At 62.4% G+C, this 23,015-nt stretch carries 18 protein-coding genes and 3 pseudogenes; 13 read left to right on the forward strand and 8 right to left on the reverse strand.

Going from position 1 to position 23,015, the window contains the following annotated elements; all coding sequences use genetic code 11:
• Positions 1-190: 190 nt before the first annotated feature.
• Positions 191-1,118: pseudogene (locus MHI61_RS11895) on the reverse strand (pseudouridine-5'-phosphate glycosidase).
• Positions 1,119-1,206: 88 nt separating this feature from the next.
• On the reverse strand, positions 1,207-2,151 hold the full coding sequence (locus tag MHI61_RS11900; protein WP_239792164.1) for a carbohydrate kinase family protein: 945 nt from the start codon (positions 2,149-2,151) through the stop codon (positions 1,207-1,209).
• A 228-nt stretch (positions 2,152-2,379) separates the two neighbouring features.
• Between MHI61_RS11900 and recA the strand changes: the two are divergent.
• Both recA and alaS read left to right on the forward strand, forming a co-directional pair.
• A pseudogene (gene recA, locus MHI61_RS11905) lies at positions 2,380-3,469 on the forward strand (recombinase RecA).
• A gap of 153 nt (positions 3,470-3,622) precedes the next feature.
• Positions 3,623-6,277 (forward strand): alanine--tRNA ligase, encoded by a 2,655-nt coding sequence (alaS, locus tag MHI61_RS11910; RefSeq protein WP_239792165.1) that lies wholly within the window; start codon positions 3,623-3,625, stop codon positions 6,275-6,277.
• Positions 6,278-6,367: 90 nt separating this feature from the next.
• Here the strand turns inward: alaS and MHI61_RS11915 are convergent, their stop codons facing one another.
• Positions 6,368-7,000, reverse strand: coding sequence for a LysE family translocator (locus tag MHI61_RS11915; RefSeq protein ID WP_239792166.1), 633 nt, complete (start codon positions 6,998-7,000; stop codon positions 6,368-6,370).
• Positions 7,001-7,126: 126 nt separating this feature from the next.
• Between MHI61_RS11915 and MHI61_RS11920 the strand changes: the two genes are divergently transcribed.
• Positions 7,127-7,978 carry an AraC family transcriptional regulator gene (locus tag MHI61_RS11920; RefSeq protein WP_239792167.1) on the forward strand — a complete coding sequence of 284 codons (852 nt, stop codon included), beginning with the start codon at positions 7,127-7,129 and terminating at the stop codon, positions 7,976-7,978.
• Positions 7,979-8,030: 52 nt separating this feature from the next.
• Here MHI61_RS11920 and MHI61_RS11925 read toward each other — a convergent pair whose 3' ends face one another.
• The 3 genes and pseudogenes from MHI61_RS11925 to MHI61_RS11935 form a co-directional block, all read right to left on the reverse strand.
• Positions 8,031-8,657 (reverse strand): glutathione S-transferase family protein, encoded by a 627-nt coding sequence (locus MHI61_RS11925; protein ID WP_239792168.1) that lies wholly within the window; start codon positions 8,655-8,657, stop codon positions 8,031-8,033.
• Between the two features lie 86 nt (positions 8,658-8,743).
• Positions 8,744-9,191 (reverse strand): annotated as a pseudogene (locus tag MHI61_RS11930) (GNAT family N-acetyltransferase).
• 69 nt (positions 9,192-9,260) lie between these two features.
• On the reverse strand, positions 9,261-10,472 hold the full coding sequence (locus MHI61_RS11935) for an NADP-dependent isocitrate dehydrogenase (RefSeq protein WP_064685417.1): 1,212 nt from the start codon (positions 10,470-10,472) through the stop codon (positions 9,261-9,263).
• A gap of 188 nt (positions 10,473-10,660) precedes the next feature.
• Between MHI61_RS11935 and MHI61_RS11940 the strand changes: the two genes are divergently transcribed.
• From MHI61_RS11940 to MHI61_RS11985, 10 genes are all read left to right on the forward strand, one after another.
• Positions 10,661-11,188 (forward strand): hypothetical protein, encoded by a 528-nt coding sequence (locus MHI61_RS11940; RefSeq protein WP_239792169.1) that lies wholly within the window; start codon positions 10,661-10,663, stop codon positions 11,186-11,188.
• Between the two features lie 97 nt (positions 11,189-11,285).
• Positions 11,286-13,325, forward strand: a complete 2,040-nt coding sequence (locus MHI61_RS11945; protein ID WP_239792835.1) for an FUSC family protein — start codon at positions 11,286-11,288, stop codon at positions 13,323-13,325.
• Between the two features lie 4 nt (positions 13,326-13,329).
• Positions 13,330-14,160 (forward strand): RNA methyltransferase, encoded by an 831-nt coding sequence (locus MHI61_RS11950; RefSeq protein ID WP_097605156.1) that lies wholly within the window; start codon positions 13,330-13,332, stop codon positions 14,158-14,160.
• A complete protein-coding gene (gene murI / locus MHI61_RS11955) occupies positions 14,141-14,941 on the forward strand; it encodes a glutamate racemase (protein WP_239792170.1) in 801 nt (266 codons plus the stop codon). Before MHI61_RS11950 ends, murI begins: the two co-directional genes overlap by 20 nt.
• A 128-nt stretch (positions 14,942-15,069) precedes the next feature.
• On the forward strand, positions 15,070-16,581 hold the full coding sequence (locus tag MHI61_RS11960) for an ATP-binding protein (protein WP_239792171.1): 1,512 nt from the start codon (positions 15,070-15,072) through the stop codon (positions 16,579-16,581).
• Between the two features lie 224 nt (positions 16,582-16,805).
• Entirely contained in the window at positions 16,806-17,423 is a 618-nt protein-coding gene (gene rpsD / locus MHI61_RS11965; RefSeq protein ID WP_009994534.1) for a 30S ribosomal protein S4, read from the forward strand.
• Positions 17,424-17,495: 72 nt separating this feature from the next.
• Positions 17,496-18,425: a glutaminase gene (locus tag MHI61_RS11970; RefSeq protein ID WP_097605153.1), complete on the forward strand. Its 930-nt coding sequence runs from the start codon at positions 17,496-17,498 to the stop codon at positions 18,423-18,425.
• An 88-nt stretch (positions 18,426-18,513) separates the two neighbouring features.
• Positions 18,514-19,386 carry a tRNA 2-thiocytidine(32) synthetase TtcA gene (ttcA, locus tag MHI61_RS11975; protein WP_183744249.1) on the forward strand — a complete coding sequence of 291 codons (873 nt, stop codon included), beginning with the start codon at positions 18,514-18,516 and terminating at the stop codon, positions 19,384-19,386.
• 48 nt (positions 19,387-19,434) lie between these two features.
• Positions 19,435-20,262 carry an inositol monophosphatase family protein gene (locus MHI61_RS11980; RefSeq protein ID WP_239792172.1) on the forward strand — a complete coding sequence of 276 codons (828 nt, stop codon included), beginning with the start codon at positions 19,435-19,437 and terminating at the stop codon, positions 20,260-20,262.
• Between the two features lie 28 nt (positions 20,263-20,290).
• A complete protein-coding gene (locus tag MHI61_RS11985) occupies positions 20,291-21,115 on the forward strand; it encodes an inositol monophosphatase family protein (RefSeq protein ID WP_239792173.1) in 825 nt (274 codons plus the stop codon).
• Positions 21,116-21,211: 96 nt separating this feature from the next.
• Here the strand turns inward: MHI61_RS11985 and MHI61_RS11990 are convergent, their stop codons facing one another.
• Together MHI61_RS11990 and MHI61_RS11995 are read right to left on the reverse strand one after the other, a co-directional pair.
• Positions 21,212-21,688, reverse strand: a complete 477-nt coding sequence (locus tag MHI61_RS11990) for a GNAT family N-acetyltransferase (RefSeq protein ID WP_239792174.1) — start codon at positions 21,686-21,688, stop codon at positions 21,212-21,214.
• 38 nt (positions 21,689-21,726) lie between these two features.
• Positions 21,727-23,007 (reverse strand): multidrug effflux MFS transporter, encoded by a 1,281-nt coding sequence (locus MHI61_RS11995; protein WP_239792175.1) that lies wholly within the window; start codon positions 23,005-23,007, stop codon positions 21,727-21,729.
• Positions 23,008-23,015: the final 8 nt, after the last annotated feature.

Genomic DNA, 23,015 nt, shown 5'->3' on the forward strand with positions numbered 1-23,015 from the left:
AGGTGGGGATTGACGCTTGGCTTGACCTTCGCACGTCGCTAACGTTGTGCAGTTTGCAACGTTCATTATTCGTGCGACCGGCGCTCCCAGCCAATCTCCCCACCTGTGGGGGAGATGCCCGGCAGGGCAGAGGGGGGTGACCCACGGCAATCCGGCAAAGACTGGGCGGAAACAACCTGCCCCATCCCCCTTATTCCCCGAGCGCCACGGCAATCTCTGCCGCCAGCCGTGCATTGCTTTCAACAAGCGCAATATTCGTCTTCAGAACTCTGGCCGTCCGTCAGGTCGAAGATGGTCGAGAGCAGATAGGGCGTCACCGCCTTGCCGGTCACTTCGTCGCGCTCGGCGCTGTCGAGCGCGCGTTCGATATAGATCTCCATCTCTTCGCGCGGGATCTCGTCGGCCTCGGGCACCGGATTGGCGATCAGCATGCCGCCGTTGATGCCGAGCTGCTCGCGCACCGTCTGGAAATTGGCGATGGCCGCCGGGCTGTTCAGCGACAGCGGGCTGCGAAGTCCTGAGGAGCGCGACCAGAAGGCGGGGAATTCTTCGCTCTCATAGGTGACGACGGGCACGCCGCGGGTTTCCAGCACTTCCAGCGTCTTCGGAATGTCGAGAATTGCCTTGGCGCCGGCGCAGACGACGATGACGCCGGTGCGGGCCAGTTCCTCGAGGTCGGCCGAGATATCGAAGCTTTCCTCGGCGCCGCGGTGCACGCCGCCGATGCCGCCTGTGGCAAAGACGCGGATGCCGGCGCGCGCCGCCGCGATCATCGTCGCGGCGACCGTGGTGGCGCCGGTGCGGCGCTCGGCGATCGCAAAGGCGAGATCGGCGCGCGACACCTTCATCACGTCGGTCGCCTTGGCGAGCTGCTCCAGTTCGCCGGCTTCAAGGCCGATATGCAGCGTGCCGTGAATGACGGCGATCGTTGCCGGCACGGCACCCTGTTCGCGAATGATCGCCTCGACGCTGCGAGCCATCTCGATATTGCCGGGATAGGGCATACCGTGGGTGATGATGGTCGATTCCAGCGCCACCAGCGGCGCGCCGCGCTGCTTGGCGCTGGCGACCTCCTTCGAATAGGCGATCGGCAGAAGAGGGGAGATGGGCTGGGTCATGATCTTGTCCTGTCGTCGATAGAGCATGATGCCGAATGTGTCGGCGGCTTTGCGACGACATCATGCTCGACTATTTCATTTGGCCGCTTCAATGCAGAATTCTGATCTGGGGAACAAGGGCAAGCGCCTCATTCAGCAGATCCGGCGTCAGATTTTCGTTGACGGCATGCGGCGACTGCACAGCCAGCGCTGCTGCCGCGGTGCCGTGGCGGATGGCTTCCTCAAGCGGCAGGCCGTGCATCAAGGCGGCGAGCGTGCCGGCGGCAAGGGAATCGCCGGCGCCGGTGACATCGGCGAGGGTCTCGGCGATCGGCGGCTGCAGCGTCACGGCGCGGCGGTCGCAAAACGCGACCAGCTCGCGCTGGCCGCGGGTGACGACGGCGCTGCGGATGCCGATCTCGTTCAGAAGCGGCGGCCAGCCGCCGGCGTCTTCCGGCCGTCCACCGATAAGGGCTGCGGCTTCGGCCTCGTTCAGGAACAGGTAGTCGATATCCGCGATGCAGGATTTCAGCCTGACGACCTTGGCCGGCGAAATGGCGATCGCCGCGACGGGCTTGGCCAGCGACCGTGCCTTGGCGACGATTGCAACGATCGTTTCTTCCGGCAGATTGGCATCGAAAAGGATGAGATCATGCGCGGCGAAGGCTTCGCGCACCCAGCGGATGGAAAGACGCCGCGGCACGAAGAAGCGGTAGAGATCCATGTCGGCAAGGGCGATCACCAGGTTGCCGTCCCTCTCGATGATCGCGGTGTAGCTCGGTGTCTTGCGGTCGAGGAAAACGAAGGGCCGGTCGTCGATGCCGGCGAAACCGGCGGCTTCGCCGACCATCTCGCCGATAGGATCGCCGCCGCGCGGCGAAATCATCGTCACCTGAAAACCGAGCCTTGCAAGGTTGCGCGCCGCATTGAAGCCGCCGCCGCCCGGCTCCTCGAACCAGGTACCGGGATTGCTGGCGCCCGGTGCCGTTTCCCCGGAAATGCGGCCGCGCCGGTCGATATGGGCGCCGCCGAGAACAAGAATCCTTTTCTTCATTTCAACCGCCATCCGATGCCCCCAGCGCGAATCGAGACGGCGCCTCCTGGCGCGGCAGCGCCGGCGCATCTGGCCTAAGCCGTTGCTTTGCATCGATAAAACAAATATAGAACACGGGCTGTTTTACCTTTTTCTTTCAATCGTTTGATCGCCTATTGCGAGAGTGGAACAAATAGGGTACAAACTCGACATTGCTTGGGCGGCTTCAATAACCTAAAGGTGGATCAGATGTCTCAGAATTCATTGCGGCTGGTAGAGGACAAATCGGTGGACAAAAGCAAGGCGCTTGAAGCGGCACTCTCACAGATAGAGCGGTCGTTCGGCAAGGGCTCGATCATGAAACTCGGTTCCAACGAGAACGTCATCGAAATCGAGACGATTTCGACGGGTTCGCTTGGTCTCGATATCGCGCTTGGCGTCGGCGGTCTACCGAAGGGCCGCATCGTCGAAATCTACGGGCCGGAAAGCTCGGGCAAGACGACGCTTGCGCTGCAGACCATCGCGGAATCGCAGAAGAAGGGCGGCATATGCGCCTTTGTCGACGCCGAACATGCGCTCGATCCCGTCTATGCCCGCAAGCTGGGCGTCGATCTCCAAAACCTTCTGATCTCGCAGCCCGATACCGGCGAGCAGGCGCTTGAGATCACCGATACGCTGGTGCGCTCCGGCGCCGTCGACGTTCTGGTCGTCGAACTCGGTCGCCGCACTGACGCCGCGCGCCGAAATCGAAGGCGAAATGGGCGACAGCCTTCCCGGCTTGCAGGCACGCCTGATGAGCCAGGCGCTGCGCAAGCTCACCGCCTCGATCTCCAAGTCGAATACCATGGTGATCTTCATCAACCAGATCCGCATGAAGATCGGCGTCATGTTCGGTTCGCCGGAAACGACGACGGGCGGCAATGCGCTGAAATTCTATGCCTCCGTGCGCCTCGACATCCGCCGCATCGGCTCGGTCAAGGAGCGCGAAGAGGTGGTCGGCAACCAGACCCGCGTCAAGGTCGTCAAGAACAAGATGGCGCCTCCCTTCAAGCAGGTCGAATTCGACATCATGTATGGCGAAGGCGTATCGAAGACCGGCGAACTCGTCGATCTCGGCGTCAAGGCCGGGATCGTGGAAAAGTCGGGCGCCTGGTTCTCCTATAACAGCCAGCGTCTCGGCCAGGGCCGCGAAAACGCCAAGACCTTCTTGCGCGACAATCCGGATCTCGCCCGCGAGATCGAACTGGCGCTGCGCCAGAATGCCGGTCTCATCGCCGACCGCTTCCTGCAGAACGGCGGACCGGATGCGGATGACGGCGATGCCGCCGCGGACATGTAAGTCTCGCGCCTGATCTTGTCGGATATCTCCGCCGGCCGCATTCCTGATGAGAATGCGGCCGGTTTTGTTTGTCGGCTGGACAGTGGCGGAGGCGAACGTTAAAAGCCGATGGATTTGTATTTATCTGCCTCCGGCAGCATTGAAGGGCATAGAATGAGCGGCGTGAACGATATCCGGTCGACCTTTCTCGACTATTTCAAGAAGAACGGCCACGAGATCGTTCCGTCGAGCCCGCTCGTGCCGCGCAACGACCCAACGCTGATGTTCACCAATGCCGGCATGGTGCAGTTCAAGAACGTCTTCACCGGCCTGGAAAAGCGTCCTTATGCGACGGCCACGACCTCGCAGAAATGCGTGCGCGCCGGCGGCAAGCATAACGACCTCGACAATGTCGGCTATACCGCGCGCCACCTGACCTTCTTCGAAATGCTCGGCAACTTCTCATTTGGCGATTATTTCAAGGAGAATGCGATCGAGCTTGCCTGGAAGCTCGTGACCGAAGGTTTCGACCTGCCGAAGCATCGCCTGCTGGTGACCGTCTATTCCGAAGACGAGGAAGCAGCGACGCTGTGGAAGAAGATCGCCGGCTTCTCCGACGACAAGATCATCCGCATCCCGACCTCCGACAATTTCTGGCAGATGGGCGATACCGGCCCCTGCGGCCCATGCTCTGAAATCTTCATCGATCAGGGCGAGAACGTCTGGGGCGGCCCTCCAGGCTCGGCCGAGGAAGATGGCGACCGGTTCCTGGAGTTCTGGAACCTCGTCTTCATGCAATTCGAACAGACCGAGCCCGGCGTTCGCAACCCGCTGCCGCGTCCGTCGATCGATACCGGCATGGGCCTGGAGCGCATGGCCTGTATTCTCCAGGGCGTTCAGAGCGTGTTCGACACCGATCTCTTCCGGACACTGATCGGCGCCATCGAAGATACGATGGGCGTCAAGGCGCAAGGTAGCGCCAGCCATCGGGTCATCGCCGACCACCTGCGCTCCTCGGCATTCCTGATCGCCGACGGCGTGCTGCCGTCGAATGAGGGCCGCGGCTATGTGCTGCGCCGCATCATGCGCCGCGCCATGCGCCACGCTCAGCTGCTCGGCGCCAAGGAGCCGCTGATGTACAAGCTGCTGCCGACGCTGGTGCAGGAGATGGGCCGCGCCTATCCGGAACTGGTACGCGCCGAGGCGCTGATCTCGGAGACGCTGAAGCTCGAGGAAAACCGCTTCCGCAAGACGCTGGAACGCGGCCTGTCGCTGCTGTCGGACGCGACGACGGATCTTTCCAAGGGCGACATGCTGGATGGTGAGACCGCTTTCAAGCTCTACGACACCTACGGTTTCCCGCTCGATCTGACGCAGGATGCACTGCGTGCCCGTGAGATCGGCGTCGACATCTCCGGCTTCACCGATGCGATGCAGCGTCAGAAGGCCGAAGCCCGCTCGCACTGGGCCGGTTCCGGCGAAAAGGCGACCGAAACCGTGTGGTTCGAGCTTAGGGAAAAGCATGGCGCGACCGAATTCCTGGGCTACGACACCGAAACGGCTGAGGGCGTCGTGCAGGCGATTGTCAAGGACGGCGCGGTTTCGACCGAGGCCAAGGCCGGCGACAAAGTGCAGATCGTCGTCAGCCAGACGCCGTTCTACGGCGAATCCGGCGGCCAGATGGGCGATACCGGCGTGATCTCGTCCGATCACGGCAAGATCGAGATATCGGACACGCAGAAGAGGGGCGAGGGCGTGTTCGTGCATCTGGGTACTGTCATCGAAGGCGTGGTCAAGGATGGCGATGCTGTCGCGTTGACGGTCGATCATGCCCGCCGTTCGCGCCTGCGCGCCAATCACTCGGCGACGCACCTGCTGCATGAGGCGCTGCGCGAGGTGCTTGGCACCCATGTCGCCCAGAAGGGTTCGCTGGTCGCGCCCGAGCGCCTGCGCTTCGACGTCTCGCATCCGAAGCCGATGTCGGCCGAAGAGCTGAAGATCGTTGAGGATATGGCAAACGAAATTGTGCTGCAGAATTCGCCGGTCACCACGCGGTTGATGAGCGTCGACGATGCGATCGCCGAAGGCGCGATGGCGCTGTTCGGCGAGAAATACGGCGATGAGGTGCGGGTCGTCTCGATGGGCACAGGCCTTCATGGCGCAAAGAGCAACAAGCCTTACTCGGTCGAGCTTTGTGGCGGCACGCATGTGTCGGCGACCGGTCAGATCGGCCTCGTGCGCATCCTCGGCGAAAGCGCCGTCGGCGCCGGCGTTCGCCGCCTCGAAGCGGTGACCGGTGAATCGGCGCGCGAATATCTCGCCGAACAGGACGACCGCGTGAAGATGCTCGCTGCCTCGCTGAAAGTTCAGCCTTCGGAAGTTCTGTCGCGCGTCGAGGCGCTGATGGACGAGCGCCGCAAGCTCGAAAAGGAGCTGGCCGATGCCAAGCGCAAACTCGCCATGGGCGGCGGGCAGGGCGGCCCGGGCGATGCGGTGCGCGAGGTCGCCGGAGTGAAATTCCTCGGCAAGGCCGTGGCCGGCGTCGATCCGAAGGACCTCAAGGGTCTTGCTGATGACGGCAAGGCCAGCATCGGCTCCGGCATCGTGACGCTGATCGGTGTGTCCGAAGATGGCAAGGCGAGCGCCGTCGTGGCGGTGACGCCGGATCTCGTCGAGCGCTACAGCGCCGTCGATCTCGTCCGCATTGCGTCGGCAGCCCTCGGCGGCAAGGGCGGCGGCGGCCGTCCCGACATGGCGCAGGCCGGCGGCCCGGACGGCGCCAAGGCTGATGAGGCGCTTGAGGCTGTCGCGGCGGCACTCGCAGGCTGATCGTCCAGTCCGAGAACTGTTTGAAATGGGAACCGGCTGCGAGATTTTGGATTTCGCAGCCGGTTTGTTTTCAATGCGCGGCTGCGGCGGTCAGTTTCTCGTCTGCAGCGCGAGACGGCAGGCAAGCCCGGTAAAGACCGTTGCGAGCATATATTGCGGTAGTTTCGGGAAACGGCACACGGAGCTAAGCCGTGAACGGATCTGGCTTCCGAGAAGGATGACGGTTCCATTTACGACGAAGCCAATGACGTTCAGGATGGTGGCTAGCACCAGCATTTGCGCGACCATTGAGCCGCTCTCCGTATTCACGAATTGTGGGAAGAGCGCCATGACGAAGAGCGCCATCTTCGGATTGAGCAGGTTGGTGGCGAGGCCGGCAAAGAAGATGCGCCGACCCGAAAGCCGCTTCAACGTGGGAGCGGGCGCGAAGGCGGTACCTTCCGAGCGAATCGTCTTGTAGGCGAGATAGAGCAGATAGCAGCAGCCGGTCCAGCGCACGGCCTCATAGGCGACAGGTATAGTCAGGAAGAGCTGCGAGAGCCCGAAAGCGGCAGTAAGGGCGTGGCAATAAGTGCCGAGCGCAATACCCGCATAGGTCAAAAATCCGGCGGCGCGTCCCTGGCTAATGCTGCGCGAAGCAATCAGTAGCATGTCGGGACCGGGCGTGGCAGTCAGGATCAGCGCTGCGGCGGCAAAGAGTATCAATGTTGAAAAGTCCGGCATCAGTCTTCCTCTTGGGTTCGAGCCGGAATTCCGGTCTATGCGGGATTCGCCGCCAGTTCAAGTCAGCAGGATTTGTCAAATCGGGATATGATTCTCTGCAGCCGATCGATTTGCATGAGGTTTGACATGAATGGCGAAACGGCATGGGCACTTTATGAAAGCCGTCTGAGACGTGTTTCTGCCTATATTCACGACCACCTCGACGAGGAGCTGGATATGGAGCGCCTGGCCGAGATCGCCTGCCTGTCGAGCTATCACTGGCACAGGGTCTACCGGGCGATTTATGGCGAGACGCTGGCGGCCACCGTCAAGCGGCTGAGGCTGCATCGCGCGGCGGGCGAGATCGTCGGCACGGAGCTTGCCGTCAGTGAGATTGCGAAACGATCGGGCTATCCCAATCTCCAATCCTTCAATCGCATTTTCAAGTCGGTCTACGGCATGCCGCCGGCCCGCTATCGGAAAGAGGGAAGCCACACAGCCTTTAAACCCTCACCTAACGGAAAGACCCAAATCATGTTCGACGTTACCATACGTGAGATCGCACCGACCGAGCTGATCGGCGTCGCTCATACCGGCTCTTATATGCAGATCGGCAAAGCCTTCGAGACATTGTTCGGCACGCTTTACGCCCGCGGCCTCGCCAGGCCCGACATGCGGATGATCGGTGTCTATCTCGACGATCCCGATATCGTGCCGGCCGAACAGCTGCGCTCGATCGCCTGTGTGACCGGCTCCGCCGACGTTCCGGCCGAAGCGCCGTTCGAGCGGCGCAGGATCGATGGCGGCGGCTATGCGGTGCTGCGTCACAAGGGTCCCTATGCCGACATGCACAAGGCCTATCAGTGGCTTTATGCGGAATGGCTCCCCAAATCAGGACGGCAGTTGAAGGACAGCGTCATGTTCGAGGAATATCTGAACAACCCACGCGACGTGCCGCCAACCGAGCTTCTGACAGAAATCCACATGCCGCTTGCCTGACCTCATGAGAGGACACGGCCGAGTTGCCGCGTCCTCGATCGTGGCTGAACGCTCAGGCCGCCTGCATCGTCTTGCCGGCCTCGTCGTCCAGTGCATTGGCGCGCTTATAGGCGTCGCGCTGGCTGATGCGGCCGAAATAGTCGACGAAGGCCTGGCGCTTCTCGATGCTGCCGAAGCCGAGGCCCCAGCCGATATGCGCGCCGACGTAGACGTCGGCGGCGGTGAAGCGCTCGCCGGCAACGTAGGTCGAGCCGGAAACGGCCATTTCGAGCGTGTTCATGACGTCGCCGAAACCGCCGCAGCCCGCCATGCGCAGGCGCTCCGTCGGAATTTCGAAACCGAGCGCCTTCATCGTCACCGCCGATTCCAGCGGACCGGCAGCAAAGAACATCCAGCGGTAATAGCGGGCGCGCTCCTCCGGTCTTGGGGCCAGCCCCTTTTCCGGGAAGGTCTCGGCGAGGTAGGCGCAGATTGCCGCGCATTCGGTGACCACGGTGTTGCCGTGGCGGATTGCCGGCACCTTGCCCATCGGGTTGACCGAAAGATATTCCGGCGCCTTCATGGTTTCGCCGAAGGTCAGGAGTTCGGTGCGATAGGGCTGACCGATCTCCTCCAGCATCCAGCGCGCGATGCGCCCGCGTGACATTGGGTTCGTATAGAATACCAATTCTTCGGCCATGACATCCTCCTCCTGTTGCCGTTCTGTCAGGCATTGCCGTCGCCCGGAATCAATAGCGCGGCGAGGTCTTTGTGCAAGTCCGATCGTCAGAGAGCTTTGCGATACTGGATGAAGCCTGAGCGTTCGGCGATCCGGTCGTACAGCCGCCGCGCCGTGGCATTCGTTTCGTGCGTCATCCAGTAGAGCCTGCCCGCACCGTTTGCGCGCGCAAGATCGGCGACCGCATCGATCAGTGCGGCACCGGTGCCGAGGCCGCGCTGGCTGGTTTCGACATAGAGATCCTGCAGATAGCAGGTCCATTGCGGCAGCCAGCAGGAGCGGTGAAAAATCGCATGCACGATGCCGACGAGGCGGCCGTCTTCATCAAAGGCGCCGAGCGCATGCATCGGTTCGTCAGAAGTCGTGGAAGCGATTCCAGGTGATATCCGTGGTTTCGGCAGGGATGACCACCTCGTAGAAGCGCTGATACGCCTCCCATAGGGGCTCCCAAGCGGTGCGGTCAGAAGGTTCGAGCGGGCGCACGGTCGCCGTCATCTGCGGTTCTCCCAAAATGAAACGGCGGGGAAATCCCCGCCGTTTCAATGCTATCCCGAAAGGGCTGGTTTACGCCATCGCCTTCTGCAGGTTCTGGTCGATCTTGTCGAGGAAGGCGGTGGTCGAGAGCCACGGCTGGTCGGGGCCGATCAGCAGCGCCAGGTCCTTGGTCATGAAGCCGGATTCGACGGTGTCGACGCAGACCTTTTCCAGCGTCGAGGCGAACTTGGCGAGTTCGGCATTGTCGTCGAGCTTGGCGCGGTGAGCGAGGCCGCGGGTCCAGGCGAAGATCGAGGCGATCGAGTTCGTCGAGGTTTCCTGACCCTTCTGGTGCTGGCGGTAGTGGCGGGTGACGGTGCCGTGCGCGGCTTCGGCTTCGACCGTCTTGCCGTCCGGCGTCAGCAGAACCGAGGTCATCAGGCCGAGCGAGCCGAAGCCCTGGGCAACGGTGTCGGACTGGACGTCGCCGTCATAGTTCTTGCAGGCCCAGACGTAGCCGCCCGACCACTTGAGCGCCGAGGCGACCATGTCGTCGATCAGACGGTGTTCGTAGGTGATGCCGGCTTCCTTGAACTGATCCTTGAATTCGGTCTCGTAGACTTCTTCGAAGATGTCCTTGAAGCGGCCGTCATAGGCCTTGAGGATGGTGTTCTTGGTGGACAGATAAACCGGCCACTTGCGCATCAGGCCGTACATCATCGAGGCGCGGGCGAATTCGCGGATCGATTCGTCGAGGTTGTACATGGCCATGGCAACGCCGGCGCCCGGCGCATTGAAGACTTCCTTCTCGATCACGGTGCCGTCTTCGCCGACGAACTTGATGGTCAGCTTGCCCTTACCGGGGAATTTGAAATCGGTGGCGCGGTACTGGTCGCCGAAGGCATGGCGGCCGACGACGATCGGTTGGGTCCAGCCGGGAACCAGGCGCGGAACGTTGCGGCAAATAATCGGCTCGCGGAAGATGACGCCGCCGAGGATGTTGCGGATCGTGCCGTTCGGGCTCTTCCACATTTCCTTGAGGTTGAATTCCTTGACGCGGGCTTCATCCGGCGTGATCGTCGCGCACTTGATGCCGACGCCGTACTTCTTGATGGCATTGGCGGCGTCGACGGTGACCTGGTCGTTGGTGGCGTCGCGGTTTTCGACCGAGAGGTCGTAATAGTCGATGTCGAGGTCGAGATACGGATGGATCAGCTTATCCTTGATGAGCTGCCAGATGATGCGCGTCATTTCATCGCCGTCGAGATCGGCGACGGGATTGGCGACCTTGATCTTGTTCATGTATCTGCCTCGTTCGAGCTTGAAGGGGACAAGCGTCCCGGGTGGGTGACGTGATGAGGAGCGCTATAGCATTGTGAACCGGGAACGCAAAGCTGCATCGGCTTTCGCAATGCGTTTTTGCCGCCATTGCCAAGCGCTGAAATCTGGCTAGTGTCCGCCTTGATTTGCCCGCCCCGGAACATTCGACCATGAAGACAATCGCCGTTGTTATCGCAAGCCTTATCGCCTTTTCGGGCGCTGCCCATGCGGCCGATGCCACCGCTCCCGTGCAGGAGATCATGGATGCAACCAAGAGAAACTGGGCCGACAACAACAGCGACTGGACCGACATTTTCGATGCGAGCCGGCTCGACCATCTCTACAGCAAGGACTTCGTTGCCAGATACCAGGCGGCGGCGCAATTTCCCGCCGTCGACGACGACGGCATATCGCCCTTCGATTACGACGTCATCGTCAACGGCCAGGATGCATGTCCGCTGGAGGATCTGACGATGGCGGCGGCGCCCCCGGTCAACGGGACGACCGAGGTCACGGTGCGCTTCAGGAAATCCGCCTGTTCGGACGCGCCCGATGCCAAGGACTATACGACCGTTCGCTTCGAGGTGGTCGAGGAGGCCGGCCAGCCGGTGATCGACGATATCGTCACCGAGAATATCGAAACGCAGGGCCACAATTCCCTGAAGGCGACGATGGCGCTGATTGCCAAGGGCCAATAGGCGCGCGACATTCAAGAGCGTCGAGACTCGATCTCGGGCGGTTTGCTTTCGCCAGGCATGGCATTATCTGTCGATCCTTCCGCGGCACGAGGGGTTCCTGCATTTGTTTTCCGGCTTTCAGGCTCGCGACTGGCTGCTTGCCAATGATCCGGCGCTTTCGCGCCTGCGCATGGCGCTGCGGGTGACGCTGACGATCGCTTTCTCCTTCTTGGTCCTTCTTGCCGTCCACGTGGCAATCCTGCCACTGCCGACCGCGGCTTTCGGCCTCGGCATCGTGCTGTCGATCGAAGGCGGCGTGGCGGTGCGCGATAAGGGCAGTTCCCGCCAGCTGGTGACGCGGCTTTTCGGTTGTGTCGCCAGCCTTGCCGTTGTCGGCATCGCAGCGGGGCTCGAAGATCACCGCTTGCTCTCCGATCTCGTCTTCCTCGTGGTGATCGCGCTCGCATCGGCCGGACGGGTGTTCGGGCCGCGCGGTTTTGCCATCGGCATGTTCGCCTTCACCTCTTATTTCATGGGCGCCTATTTCCGGCCGCAGATCGCCGAACTGCCTGAAGTGGCGATCGGCCCCGTCGTCGCGGTGCTTGTCGGCCATCTGGTGAGGGCAGTGCTGCTGCCCGACGATTGGCGGCGCGACCTGCTCCGCTCGCTCGAAAGCGTCAGGGGCCGGATCAACCAGATCCTCTTCAAGCTCGCCGCCATCGCCGGCGGCGCCGAGATCGGCGAAGCCGACCGGCAGGAGCTGCGCCAGCTGGAAGACCGGCTGAAGGAAGTGGTGCTGATGGCGGAGACCTTCATCCCGCGCCCACTGGCCGGCGTCTTCGACGCCGCCGCCGACCCCGCCGCCGAACTGGCGATCCGGCTCTTCGACGCCCATCTCGCGGCCGAAAGTGCGATCGTGCTGAGCTTCCAGAGCCCGCCGCCTTTCGCGCTCGTCCACGCGGTGATCGAAGCCGATAAGGCCGCGCTCGCCACATATGCAGGGATGGCGGAAGCCTTCAGGGACGCGCCGCAGGGCGAAACGATGCGGGCGCTGCTCTGGCTCGGCGAGGCGCGGCAGCAACTGACGCAGGCGATCGACACGGGGCGGGCCTCCGCCTTTTCCGGCATCGATACGGTCAAGGACACGGCGCAATCCCAGCCGATTGACTTTTCGCTCGCCAATCCGCTGCTGCGCTCGGCGCTGCAGATCACGATCGCGTCGGCGATCGCCATGAGCTTCGGGCTGCTTTTGTCGCGCGAACGCTGGTTCTGGGCGGTGCTGGCTTCCTTTCTCGTCTTCACCAACACCAATTCGCGCGGCGATACGGCGATGAGGGCGCTGTCGCGCTCGCTCGGGACCGTGTTCGGGATCGCTATCGGCCTTGTGCTGGCAACGCTGATTTCAGGCGAACCTGATATCGCCATTCCGGTTGCCGCCGTCTGTATCTTCCTCGCTTTCTATTTTCTGCAGGTTTCCTATGCGACCATGACCTTCTTCATCTCGATCGTGCTCTGCTTGGTTTACGGCATGACGGGCGTGCTGACGCTCGACCTGCTGAAGCTGCGCATCGGCGAGACGATGATCGGGGCGACGGCCGGAACGGCGGTCGCCTTTATCGTCTTTCCCACGCGCACGCGCGGCGCGCTCGATTCCGCGCTTACCCGCTGGTTCCAGGCGCTGCGCGATCTGCTTGGCGCCCTCGGCGAGGGCAAGAGCGGTTTCGAGCTGATGGCGCTGTCGCAGAAGATCGATGCCTGCTACCGTGATGTAACCGTGGCGGCGCGGCCGCTCGGCTCTTCCTGGTCGGTGGTGACGCGGCCCGGCCAAATCCGACAGACGCTGGCGATCTTCCTGTCCTGTACCTACTGGGCGCGTATCCTGGCGAAAAGCTATGAAGCGCCGGCAGCCAGCGACAATCTAAACAGGCTGATCGCGGCGGACCTGGCGCTGATCGACGATGCCGCCCCGCGCGGCTCGAGCTGTTTCCTGATCACGCGCAAGGCATCGCGGACGACAGGACGACACCTGCCGGTGTTGCGCGAGGGCGCCAGGCTGGGGCTCGAAATGATCGGTTCGGCGCTGGAAAGGCTCTATCCGCAGGCCGACGTCTTGCCGTTTGCGGCGGGCGAGGCTATTGCGCGCTCGAAACAAGGATAAGACCATGGCAGGCACGAACAGCGAGCGTCAACTTCTGGCCGAAGGGCCGGCCATCATTCTGGTCGAGCCGCAGATGGGCGAGAATATTGGCATGGTGGCGCGCGCCATGGCGAATTTCGGGCTTGCCGAACTGCGCCTCGTCAATCCGCGCGACGGCTGGCCGAACGAGAAAGCGCAGGCGACGGCCTCCAAGGCCGATCATGTGATCGCGGCGACGAAGGTCTACGACACACTGGAGCAGGCGATTGCCGATCTCAATTTCGTCTATGCGACGACGGCGCGCAGCCGTGACAATTACAAGCCGGTGCGCTCGCCGGTCCTTGCTGCCGAGACGCTGCGCACGAAATTCAGGGCAGGTGAGGCGACCGGTATCCTCTTCGGCCGCGAGCGCTGGGGGCTGACCAATGAGGAAGTGGCACTTGCCGACGAGATCGTCACCTTCCCGGTCAATCCCGCCTTCGCCTCGCTCAACATCGCCCAGGCCGTGCTGCTCATGTCCTATGAGTGGATGAAATCGGGCATGGAGGATCTGGAAGCCGTGCCGTTCCAGGCGCTCGAGCAGCGCCCGTCCACCAAGGAGCAGCTCTTCGGCCTGTTCGATCAGCTGGAAGAGGCGCTCGATTCGCGCAACTATTTTCATCCGCCCTCGAAAAAGCCGAAAATGGTCGACAACCTGCGCGCTGTTCTCTCCCGCCGGGCATTCACGGAACAGGAAATCAGCGTGCTGCGCGGCGTCATTTCCTCTCTCGATCGCTTTTCGCGCAACAGTCCGCGCAAAGGCGGCTCCACCAGATCCGGCAAGAAAGCGCCCACCGATGCCAGCGCCGACGAATGAGCTGAAACCCGTCCTCGTCTTCGATTCAGGGATCGGCGGACTGACCGTGCTGCGCGAGGCGCGTGTGCTGATGCCCGAGCGCGGTTTCATCTATGTCGCCGACGATGCCGGTTTTCCCTATGGCGGCTGGGAGGAACAGGCGCTGAAGGAGCGGATCATCGGGCTCTTCGGCAAGCTGCTGATGGAGTATGACCCCGAAGTCTGCATCATCGCCTGCAACACCGCCTTTACCCTGGTCGGCGCGGACTTGCGCGCCGCCTTTCCGCAGATGACCTTCGTCGGCACGGTGCCGGCGATCAAACCGGCGGCGGAGCGGACGCGCTCCGGCCTCGTCTCGGTGCTCGCAACGCCGGGAACGGTGAAGCGGGCCTATACGCGCGATCTCATCCAGTCCTTCGCGCAGCAATGCCATGTCCGTCTCGTCGGCTCGCAGAACCTGGCGCGCATGGCGGAAGCCTATATTCGCGGCGACGCCGTCTCCGACGATGCGGTGCTTGCCGAAATCGACCAGTGTTTCGTCGAGAAGGATGGTCAGAAGACAGATATCGTCGTGCTTGCCTGCACGCATTATCCTTTCATGGCCAATCTTTTCCGGCGGATTGCCCCGTGGCCGGTCGACTGGCTTGATCCGGCCGAAGCGATCGCGCGCCGGGCCCGCACGCTGGTTCCGCTGGTAGCCGATGCCGTGCATCCCGATAATTTCGACTTCGCCGTGTTTACGTCAGGCCAGCAGGATTTCGCCACGCGGCGGCTGATGCAGGGATTCGGCCTGAGGGCATGAGGGGAATTGTCTTGTGGGTTGGCGAAATCCGGCCCTGAAAATCACCAGATTCTTTGATAGACGGGGCGTTGCCGTTTCGGAAGAATGGCGCTTCGTTCATGTGAGTCTCTTCGTCGCGAGGATCGGCATTGCAGGTTGGTATCGATATGGGATTGGCGTCCGGCAGCCCGGCGACGCTCGATATCGAGGAGCTGCTGGCGACCCGCCTGCTCGTGCAGGGCAATTCCGGATCGGGAAAGTCGCATCTGTTGCGCCGTTTGCTCGAGCAATCCGCGCAATGGGTGCAGCAGGTCATCATCGATCCCGAAGGTGATTTCGTCACCCTCCGCGACAGGTTCGGCCATATCGTCGTCGATGGCGAGCGCACCGAGGCGGAGCTGGCGGGCATTGCCAACCGTATCCGCCAGCATCGGGTGTCCTGCGTGTTGACGTTGGAAGGACTCGACATCGAGCAGCAGATGCGTGCCGCCGCCGCCTTCCTCAACGGCATGTTCGATGCCGATCGTGAATACTGGTATCCCGTTCTCGTCGTCGTCGACGAGGCGCAGATGTTCGCGCCTTCGGTCGGAGGCGACGTCTCGGAAGATGCGCGCAAGATGTCGCTCGGCGCCATGACCAACCTGATGTGCCGCGGCCGCAAGCGCGGGCTTGCCGGGGTTATCGCCACACAGCGGCTTGCCAAACTCGCCAAGAACGTCGCGGCCGAGGCCTCGAACTTCCTGATGGGCCGCACCTTCCTCGATATCGACATGGCGCGCGCCGCCGACCTGCTCGGCATGGACCGCCGCCAGGCCGAGATGTTCCGCGATCTGAAACGCGGCAATTTCGTCGCTCTCGGCCCGGCGCTGTCGCGCCGGCCGCTGCCGATCCAGATCGGCGCGGTGGAAACATCGGCGCGCTCCTCCAGCCCGAAGCTGATGCCGCTGCCGGATGCGCCGCAGGATGTCGAGGACCTGATCTTCACGCCCGATCCGGAGGAATTCCAGCGTCCGCCCGTGCGCCGCGCGCCGCCGGCGCCGCGGCCGACCACCGACATTTTGGCCGAACTTTCGCGCTCGACGCCGGCGGCGTCGCCTGCACCCGTCGAGGCGAGGGCGAGCCAGGTGGAAATCTCCGCCGAGGAACGCGAAGAGCGCCTCGCCGGCGTGCTTGCCGAAATACTCGACGATCCCACCTCTGCCTTCCGCACCGATTCCGTGCTCTACCAGGATTTTCTCGTGCGCCTGCGCATGCGCCGCGTACCGGGACCGCCGATCGCATTGCCGGATTTCCGCCGGCGCGTGGCCATCTCCCGTTCCGGCGTTGATGCGGCGACAGCCTTGAGCGATGAATGGGCGACGGCCTTGTCGCTGTCTGCGGGTGTCACCGACGATCTGCAGGGCGTCTTTCTGATGCTCGCCAAGGCCGCCGTCTGCGGCGAACCGTGCCCGTCCGACGCGCGCATCGCCCGCGCCTACGGCACCCATTCGGCGCGGCGCGCCCGCCGTCTGCTCGGTTATTTCGAGGAGCAGGGGATTGTCGTCGTGCACACTGACTTTTCCGGCAAACGTATCGTGGCCTTCCCCGACATGAATTGCCAGACCGCACCCGGTGATGCGAACGCACCTGATACCGGCGATCAGCCGTTGGCTGCGGAATAGTGGCGCTTTCGGGCTTTGGCGCAGTTGACATTTTCATGACGGGCCTCTAAAGACCGCGCCAAGCACCGGGCAGCAATGTCCGGTGTTTCATTTGACATGTCCCGTGGATCGTTTCTGTTCGCGTAACCGAAACATCCTGTCAGGTCTCGGAAGAGATCAGAGGAGGGCGTGTTTCCTTCGTGCGGTTTAGCACAAACCGCCATAAACCTTTGAAAGGAAATACGATGAGCAAGCGCGAATCGTCCAAGTACAAAATTGACCGCCGTATGGGCGAAAACATCTGGGGCCGTCCAAAGTCCCCGGTGAACCGCCGCGAATACGGCCCGGGCCAGCACGGCCAGCGCCGCAAGGGCAAGCTTTCGGACTTCGGTGTGCAGCTGCGCGCCAAGCAGAAGCTCAAGGGCTATTATGGTGACCTGCGCGAAAAGCAATTCCGCGCGATCTTCGCCGAAGCCTCCCGCCGCAAGGGTGACACTTCCGAAAACCTGATCGGCCTTCTGGAATCGCGCCTCGACGCGATCGTCTATCGCGCCAAGTTCGTTCCGACGGTCTTTGCTGCCCGTCAGTTCGTCAACCATGGCCACGTCACCGTCAACGGCGTTCGCGTCAACATCGGTTCTTATCGCTGCAAGGCCGGCGACGTCATCGAAGTTCGCGAGAAGTCGAAGCAGCTGGTGACCGTTCTGGAAGCCGTCAGCCTCGCCGAGCGCGATGTTCCCGACTATATCGAAGTCGATCACAACAAGATGGTCGCCACGTATGGTCGCGTTCCGACGCTCAGCGACGTTCCGTTCCCCGTCGTCATGGAACCGCATCTGGTCGTCGAATTCTATTCGCGCTAAGAAGAACCAGGCGTTTTCGCTTATGGAAAAGCCGCTCTTTCGGGCGGCTTTTTTGTTATCCGGAGAGAAGCGATGGCGGATTTGCAGGCGACCCTCGACAGCATCTACACCGATATTCTGCCGCGGGTCGGCGAGGGTAAGGTCGCCGACTATATTCCCGAGCTCGCCAAGGTCGATCCACGGCAGTTCGGCATGGCGATCGTCACTGTCGACGGCAAGGTCTATCGTATCGGCGATGCCGACATCGCCTTCTCGATCCAGAGCATTTCCAAGGTCTTCATGCTGACCTTGGCGCTCGGCAAGGTCGGCGAAGGTCTATGGAAGCGCGTCGGGCGCGAACCGTCCGGATCGGCTTTCAACTCGATCGTTCAGCTCGAGCACGAGAGCGGCATCCCGCGCAATCCCTTCATCAATGCCGGCGCGATCGCCGTCACCGACGTCGTCATGGCCGGCCATGCACCGCGCGAGGCGATCGGCGAATTGCTGCGCTTCGTGCGTTATCTCGCCGACGACGAGTCGATCACCATCGACGACAAGGTGGCGCGCTCGGAAACGCAGACGGGGTACCGCAATGTCGCGCTCGCCAACTTCATGCGCGCCTACCGCAATCTCGACCACCCCGTTGACCACGTGCTCGGCGTCTATTTCCATCAATGCGCCCTGTCGATGAGCTGCGAGCAGCTCGCCCGCGCCGGGCTGTTCCTGGCAGCGCGCGGCAGCAATCCGATGACCGGTCATTCGGTGGTCTCACCGAAGCGGGCGCGGCGCATCAATGCGCTGATGCTGACCTGCGGCCATTACGACGGCTCGGGCGACTTCGCCTATCATGTCGGCCTGCCCGGCAAGAGCGGCGTCGGCGGCGGCATCTTCGCGGTGGCGCCGGGCGTTGCCTCGATCGCAGTCTGGTCGCCCGGGCTGAACAAGGTCGGCAATTCGCAGCTCGGCGCCGTGGCGCTGGAGATGCTGGCGGCGCGCACCGGCTGGTCGGTGTTCGGTGATTGATGCTGTGTTGCCGGGCGACTTTCTGCTAAAGGCAGCGTGATAAGGCGGGCTCGCAATTCAAGCCTGCAATCTTCGATTGGACGAGGTCATGAATATCGCAGCCAACATCGCGGACGATTTGGGGTCTGTTGTATCAGGGGATGACATTGGCCATGCGCTGTTTGCCGACGCGCCGCGCTCAGTCTCCTTCAACAAGCTGCGCAAGCGGCTGCTGCGGCAGGTGCGCCAGGCCTTCGACGATTTCGATATGCTGAAGGGGCAGAAGCGCTGGCTGGTCGGCCTTTCCGGCGGCAAAGATTCCTATGGGCTGCTGGCGTTGTTGCTTGATCTCAAATGGCGCGGGCTGCTGCCGGTCGAGCTCATCGCCTGCAATCTCGACCAAGGGCAGCCGAACTTTCCCAAGCATGTGCTGCCGGATTATCTGACGAGGATCGGCGTCCGGCACCGGATCGAGTATCGGGACACGTATTCGATCGTGAAGGAGAAGGTGCCGGAAGGGGCGACCTACTGCTCGCTCTGTTCGCGGTTACGGCGCGGCAATCTCTACCGTATCGCCCGGGAAGAAGGCTGCGATGCGCTGGTGCTCGGCCACCACCGCGAGGATATTCTCGAAACCTTTTTCATGAATTTCTTCCATGGCGGGCGCCTCGCCTCGATGCCGGCGAAGCTTCTGAACGACGAGGGCGACCTGATGGTGCTGCGGCCGCTTGCCTATGCGGCCGAAGACGACCTCGCCAAGTTTGCTGCCGCCATGCAGTTTCCGATCATCCCCTGCGATCTCTGCGGCTCGCAGGACGGGCTGCAGCGCAATGCGATGAAGGACATGCTCGCCGATATCGAACGGCGGATGCCGGGGCGCAAGGACACGATGCTGCGGGCGCTTGCGCATGTGAATCCCTCCCATCTGCTCGATCCGAAGCTCTTCGACTTTTCCGGCTTGACAGTCACCGACCCTTCGTGAAAGGCCGGCTGCGGGAGGCTGGTCGTTGCATGAAGGACATGATTTCGCATGAGCATTTCAGATAAGGATATTCTGTTTCTTGGCGATAGCGTCAGGGAGGCGGCACGCGCCGAAATCATGCCGCGTTTTCGCAATCTCGGCACTGCCGACGTTTCGGAAAAGACCTCGGCAATCGACCTGGTGACGGAGGCGGACGTGCACGCCGAACACAGGATCACCGCGGCGCTGAAAGGGCGTTTTCCCGCAGCACTCGTTGTCGGCGAGGAAGCCTATGACGCCGATCGGTCCGTCGTTCCGGCCCTTGCCGACGCCGAGCTCGCCTTCGTCGTCGATCCTGTCGATGGCACCTTCAATTTCGCCGCCGGGCTTCCCGTCTTCGGGACGATGCTCGCGGTCACCATCAGGGGCGAGACGGTCGCCGGCATCATTCATGATCCCGTCCTCGGCGACACGGTGACGGCGATCAAGGGAGCGGGCGCCTACCTGACGCGACAGGACGGCCAATCGAGCCGGCTCAAGGTGGCGGAGCCCGCCGCCCTGAGCCAGATGGTCGGCGGCATTTCATGGGGCCATATGGACGACCCGGATCGCTCGCGCATCTGCTCCAACCTCTCGAAGATCAGGATGACCTTCGCTTTCAACTGCTCGGCCTACGAATATTGGATGGTCGCCTCCGGCAAGCTGCATTTCATCGGCCATGCGAAGCTGATGCCTTGGGATCACCTGGCCGGCGTGCTCGCGCATCAGGAGGCCGGCGGCCATACGGCGAAATTCGACGGCACCCCCTATCGCCCCGGCGAGACGACGGGCGGTATTATCTCAGCACCCGACAGGGACAGCTGGCAGCTGATCCGCCGCGAGATCATCGGCATCTGATTTGACACGCTTCTCGAAAGGATTTGACATGACTGCGACTGTCGACGTGACCGCTCTTGCCGATCTCTTGCGCCGGGCGGCGAAGGCGGAGATTCTGCCGCGCTTCCGGCGGCTTGGCCGGGATGATGTGCGCGCCAAGAGCGAGGCGACCGATCTCGTCACCGAGGCCGACGAGCAGGCCGAGCGGATGATCAAGGCGGAAGCCGAACGGCTCTGGCCGGCCGCCCTGTTCGTCGGCGAAGAATCGGTCGCGGCCGAGCCGGCACTGCTCGGCAGGCTCGCCGATGCCGATCTCGCCATTGTTGTCGATCCGGTCGACGGCACGTTCAATTTCGCCGCCGGCATCCCGGCCTTCGGCGTCATGGCGTCGGTCGTTTCCGGCGGCGAGACGATTGCCGGCATCATCTACGATCCGGTGGGCGACGATTGGGTGATGGCGGAAAAGGGAAGCGGCGCCTGGCTGCGGCGGCCGGATGGCGAAGCGCGGCGGCTGCGCGCGGCCGAGCCTGTCGCGCTCGACCAGATGGTCGGCATGGCCTCCACCGGCTACCTGCCGCAGGAGAAGCGGGCTGAGATCCTCGGCAATCTCGCCAAGGTGCGCTTCCTCACCAACTACCGCTGCGCGGCCCATGAATACCGCACCCTTGCGGGCGGCCATGTGCATTACCTCATGTACAACAAGCTGATGCCCTGGGATCATCTCGCCGGCACGCTCATTTCCCAGGAGGCCGGCGCCCATGCCGCCCGTTTCGACGGTTCTTCCTACCTGCCACACCATCTCGACGGCGGGCTGCTGATTGCCCCCGACAAGGCCTCATGGGAGGTTCTGCGCCGTGAGGTGGTTACTGTTTGAACGCATGAAAATCGGCCGCAGAGCGCTGATTTTGCGGCCGTATCTGCGACGGAATTGCCGAGTTCATTCGGATAAGGTGTATCGGCGGCTCGCGCCCTATTCCGTGTAAAGCTTTTCCATGCGGAAGTTTTCCAGGCTTTGCCCGCGTTTTTCGACGGTTTGCCTCGCTATCACGCGGAAACCTCTGCGCTCGAAAAACGGTCGGGCGGTTCGGCTCGCTTCGGTATAAATTCGCGTGAATCCGAGGTTCAACGCTTCCTTCTCGACCCTGCTCAACAGGCGGCTTGCGATTCCGAGCCCCTGAAATTCAGGGTGCACGAACAGCATGTCCAGGCAGCCGTCACCGGTGAGGTCGGAAAATCCCACCGGCACTCCATCGATTTCCGCGATCCAGCCAGGCCTGTTTATCCGGCGCTGCGCCCATAAGCTGCGATCTTCCACCTTCGCCCAAGCCTCGATCTGAGCGGGCAAATAGTCCTTCGAGGAAACCTCCCGAATGGCGCGCAGAAAAATCTCGATCGTCGCGTCCGAATCGCTTGGCGCGTAAGGCCTGATCAGAATTCGGTCGTCCATCGGAAATGCCTTTCGCGCTGACGCCAATGATTTCGATATCAGAGGTGCGCCGCACCCGGATCGAGCTGCGGGCTGTCTCCGGGATGGGTGAAGAGCTTGCCGTTCTCGGCCCAGAGGGTGGCTGCGATCGTCACCAGGCCGAAGAGCGCGAAGCCGCCGAAGAGAGGCTGCACCGTGCCGTTGAACATCTGGCCGACCAGGCCGCCGAGGATGGCGCCTGCCGTCGTCGAGACGAAGCCGGTAATGGCGGTCGCCGTCCCGGCGAGATTGCCCATCGGCTCGAGGCTGATGGCGGTGAAATTGGTGGCGATCACGGCAAACATCATCAGCACGATTGAGAAGATGGCGTAGGCCGTGGCGAAATCCGCCTTGCCCGCCAGCGCAATGAGAAAGCCGATTGCCGACAGTGCCGTGAAGATCAGCAGCGCGGCATGCGAAATGCGGCGCATGCCGAATTTGCGAACGAAGAAGCCGTTGGCGAAATTCGCCACTGCGATGCCGCCGGCGGTCGCCGCAAAGGCGATCGGCAGCCAATCGCCGAGCCCGTAAACTTCGCCGAAGACCTGCTGCACCGAAATCACGTAGGCGCTGATGACGCCCGTGAACATCGTAAGACCGATCATGTAGCCGCATGTGATGCGGTTCGTGAGCACGGTCTTGAAGCCGTCCGTGACCGAGTTGACCGACAGCGGCAGGCGTTCTTCCGGCGGCAGCGATTCCTTCAGCCGCAGAAGTGCCCAGACGAAGAGGATGGTGGCGACGGCGCCGAGCAGGATGAAGATCCAATGCCAGTTGGCATAGAGGATGATGAGCTGGCCCACCGAGGGTGCGACGATCGGCACGATCATGAAGACGATCATGACATAGGACATGACGCGGGCCATTTCGCGACCGCCGAAGCAGTCGCGGACGATGGCCATGGTGGTGATGCGCACCGCCGCGCCGCCGACGCCCTGAACGAAGCGCATGAGGAGCAGCATTTCGAAGCTGCCGGTGGCGGCAGCGGCAAACATGCCGACCACATAGCAGGCGAGGCCGCCGAGCAGGATGTTGCGGCGGCCGAAGGTGTCGGAAAGGCTGCCGAAGAATATCTGCGAAACGCCGAAGCCGAGAAAGAAGACGCCGATGATGAGCTGGGCGTCGTTGGTGCTGGTGACGCCGAGGGAGCGGCCGATATTGGGTAAGGCCGGCAGCATGCTGTCGATCGCCATGGCGATGCTGGCCGTCATGATCGCAATGGTGACGACGAATTCACCGAAGCCCATGCCGATGCGGCGGGAGCCTTGGTTTTCCTGGTGCAGTTTATGTGGCGGCGTCATGTGGTGAA

Origin of the sequence: Rhizobium sp. K102 (assembly GCF_022385315.1) — a bacterium.
Classification (GTDB): Bacteria; Pseudomonadota; Alphaproteobacteria; order Rhizobiales; family Rhizobiaceae; genus Rhizobium; species Rhizobium croatiense.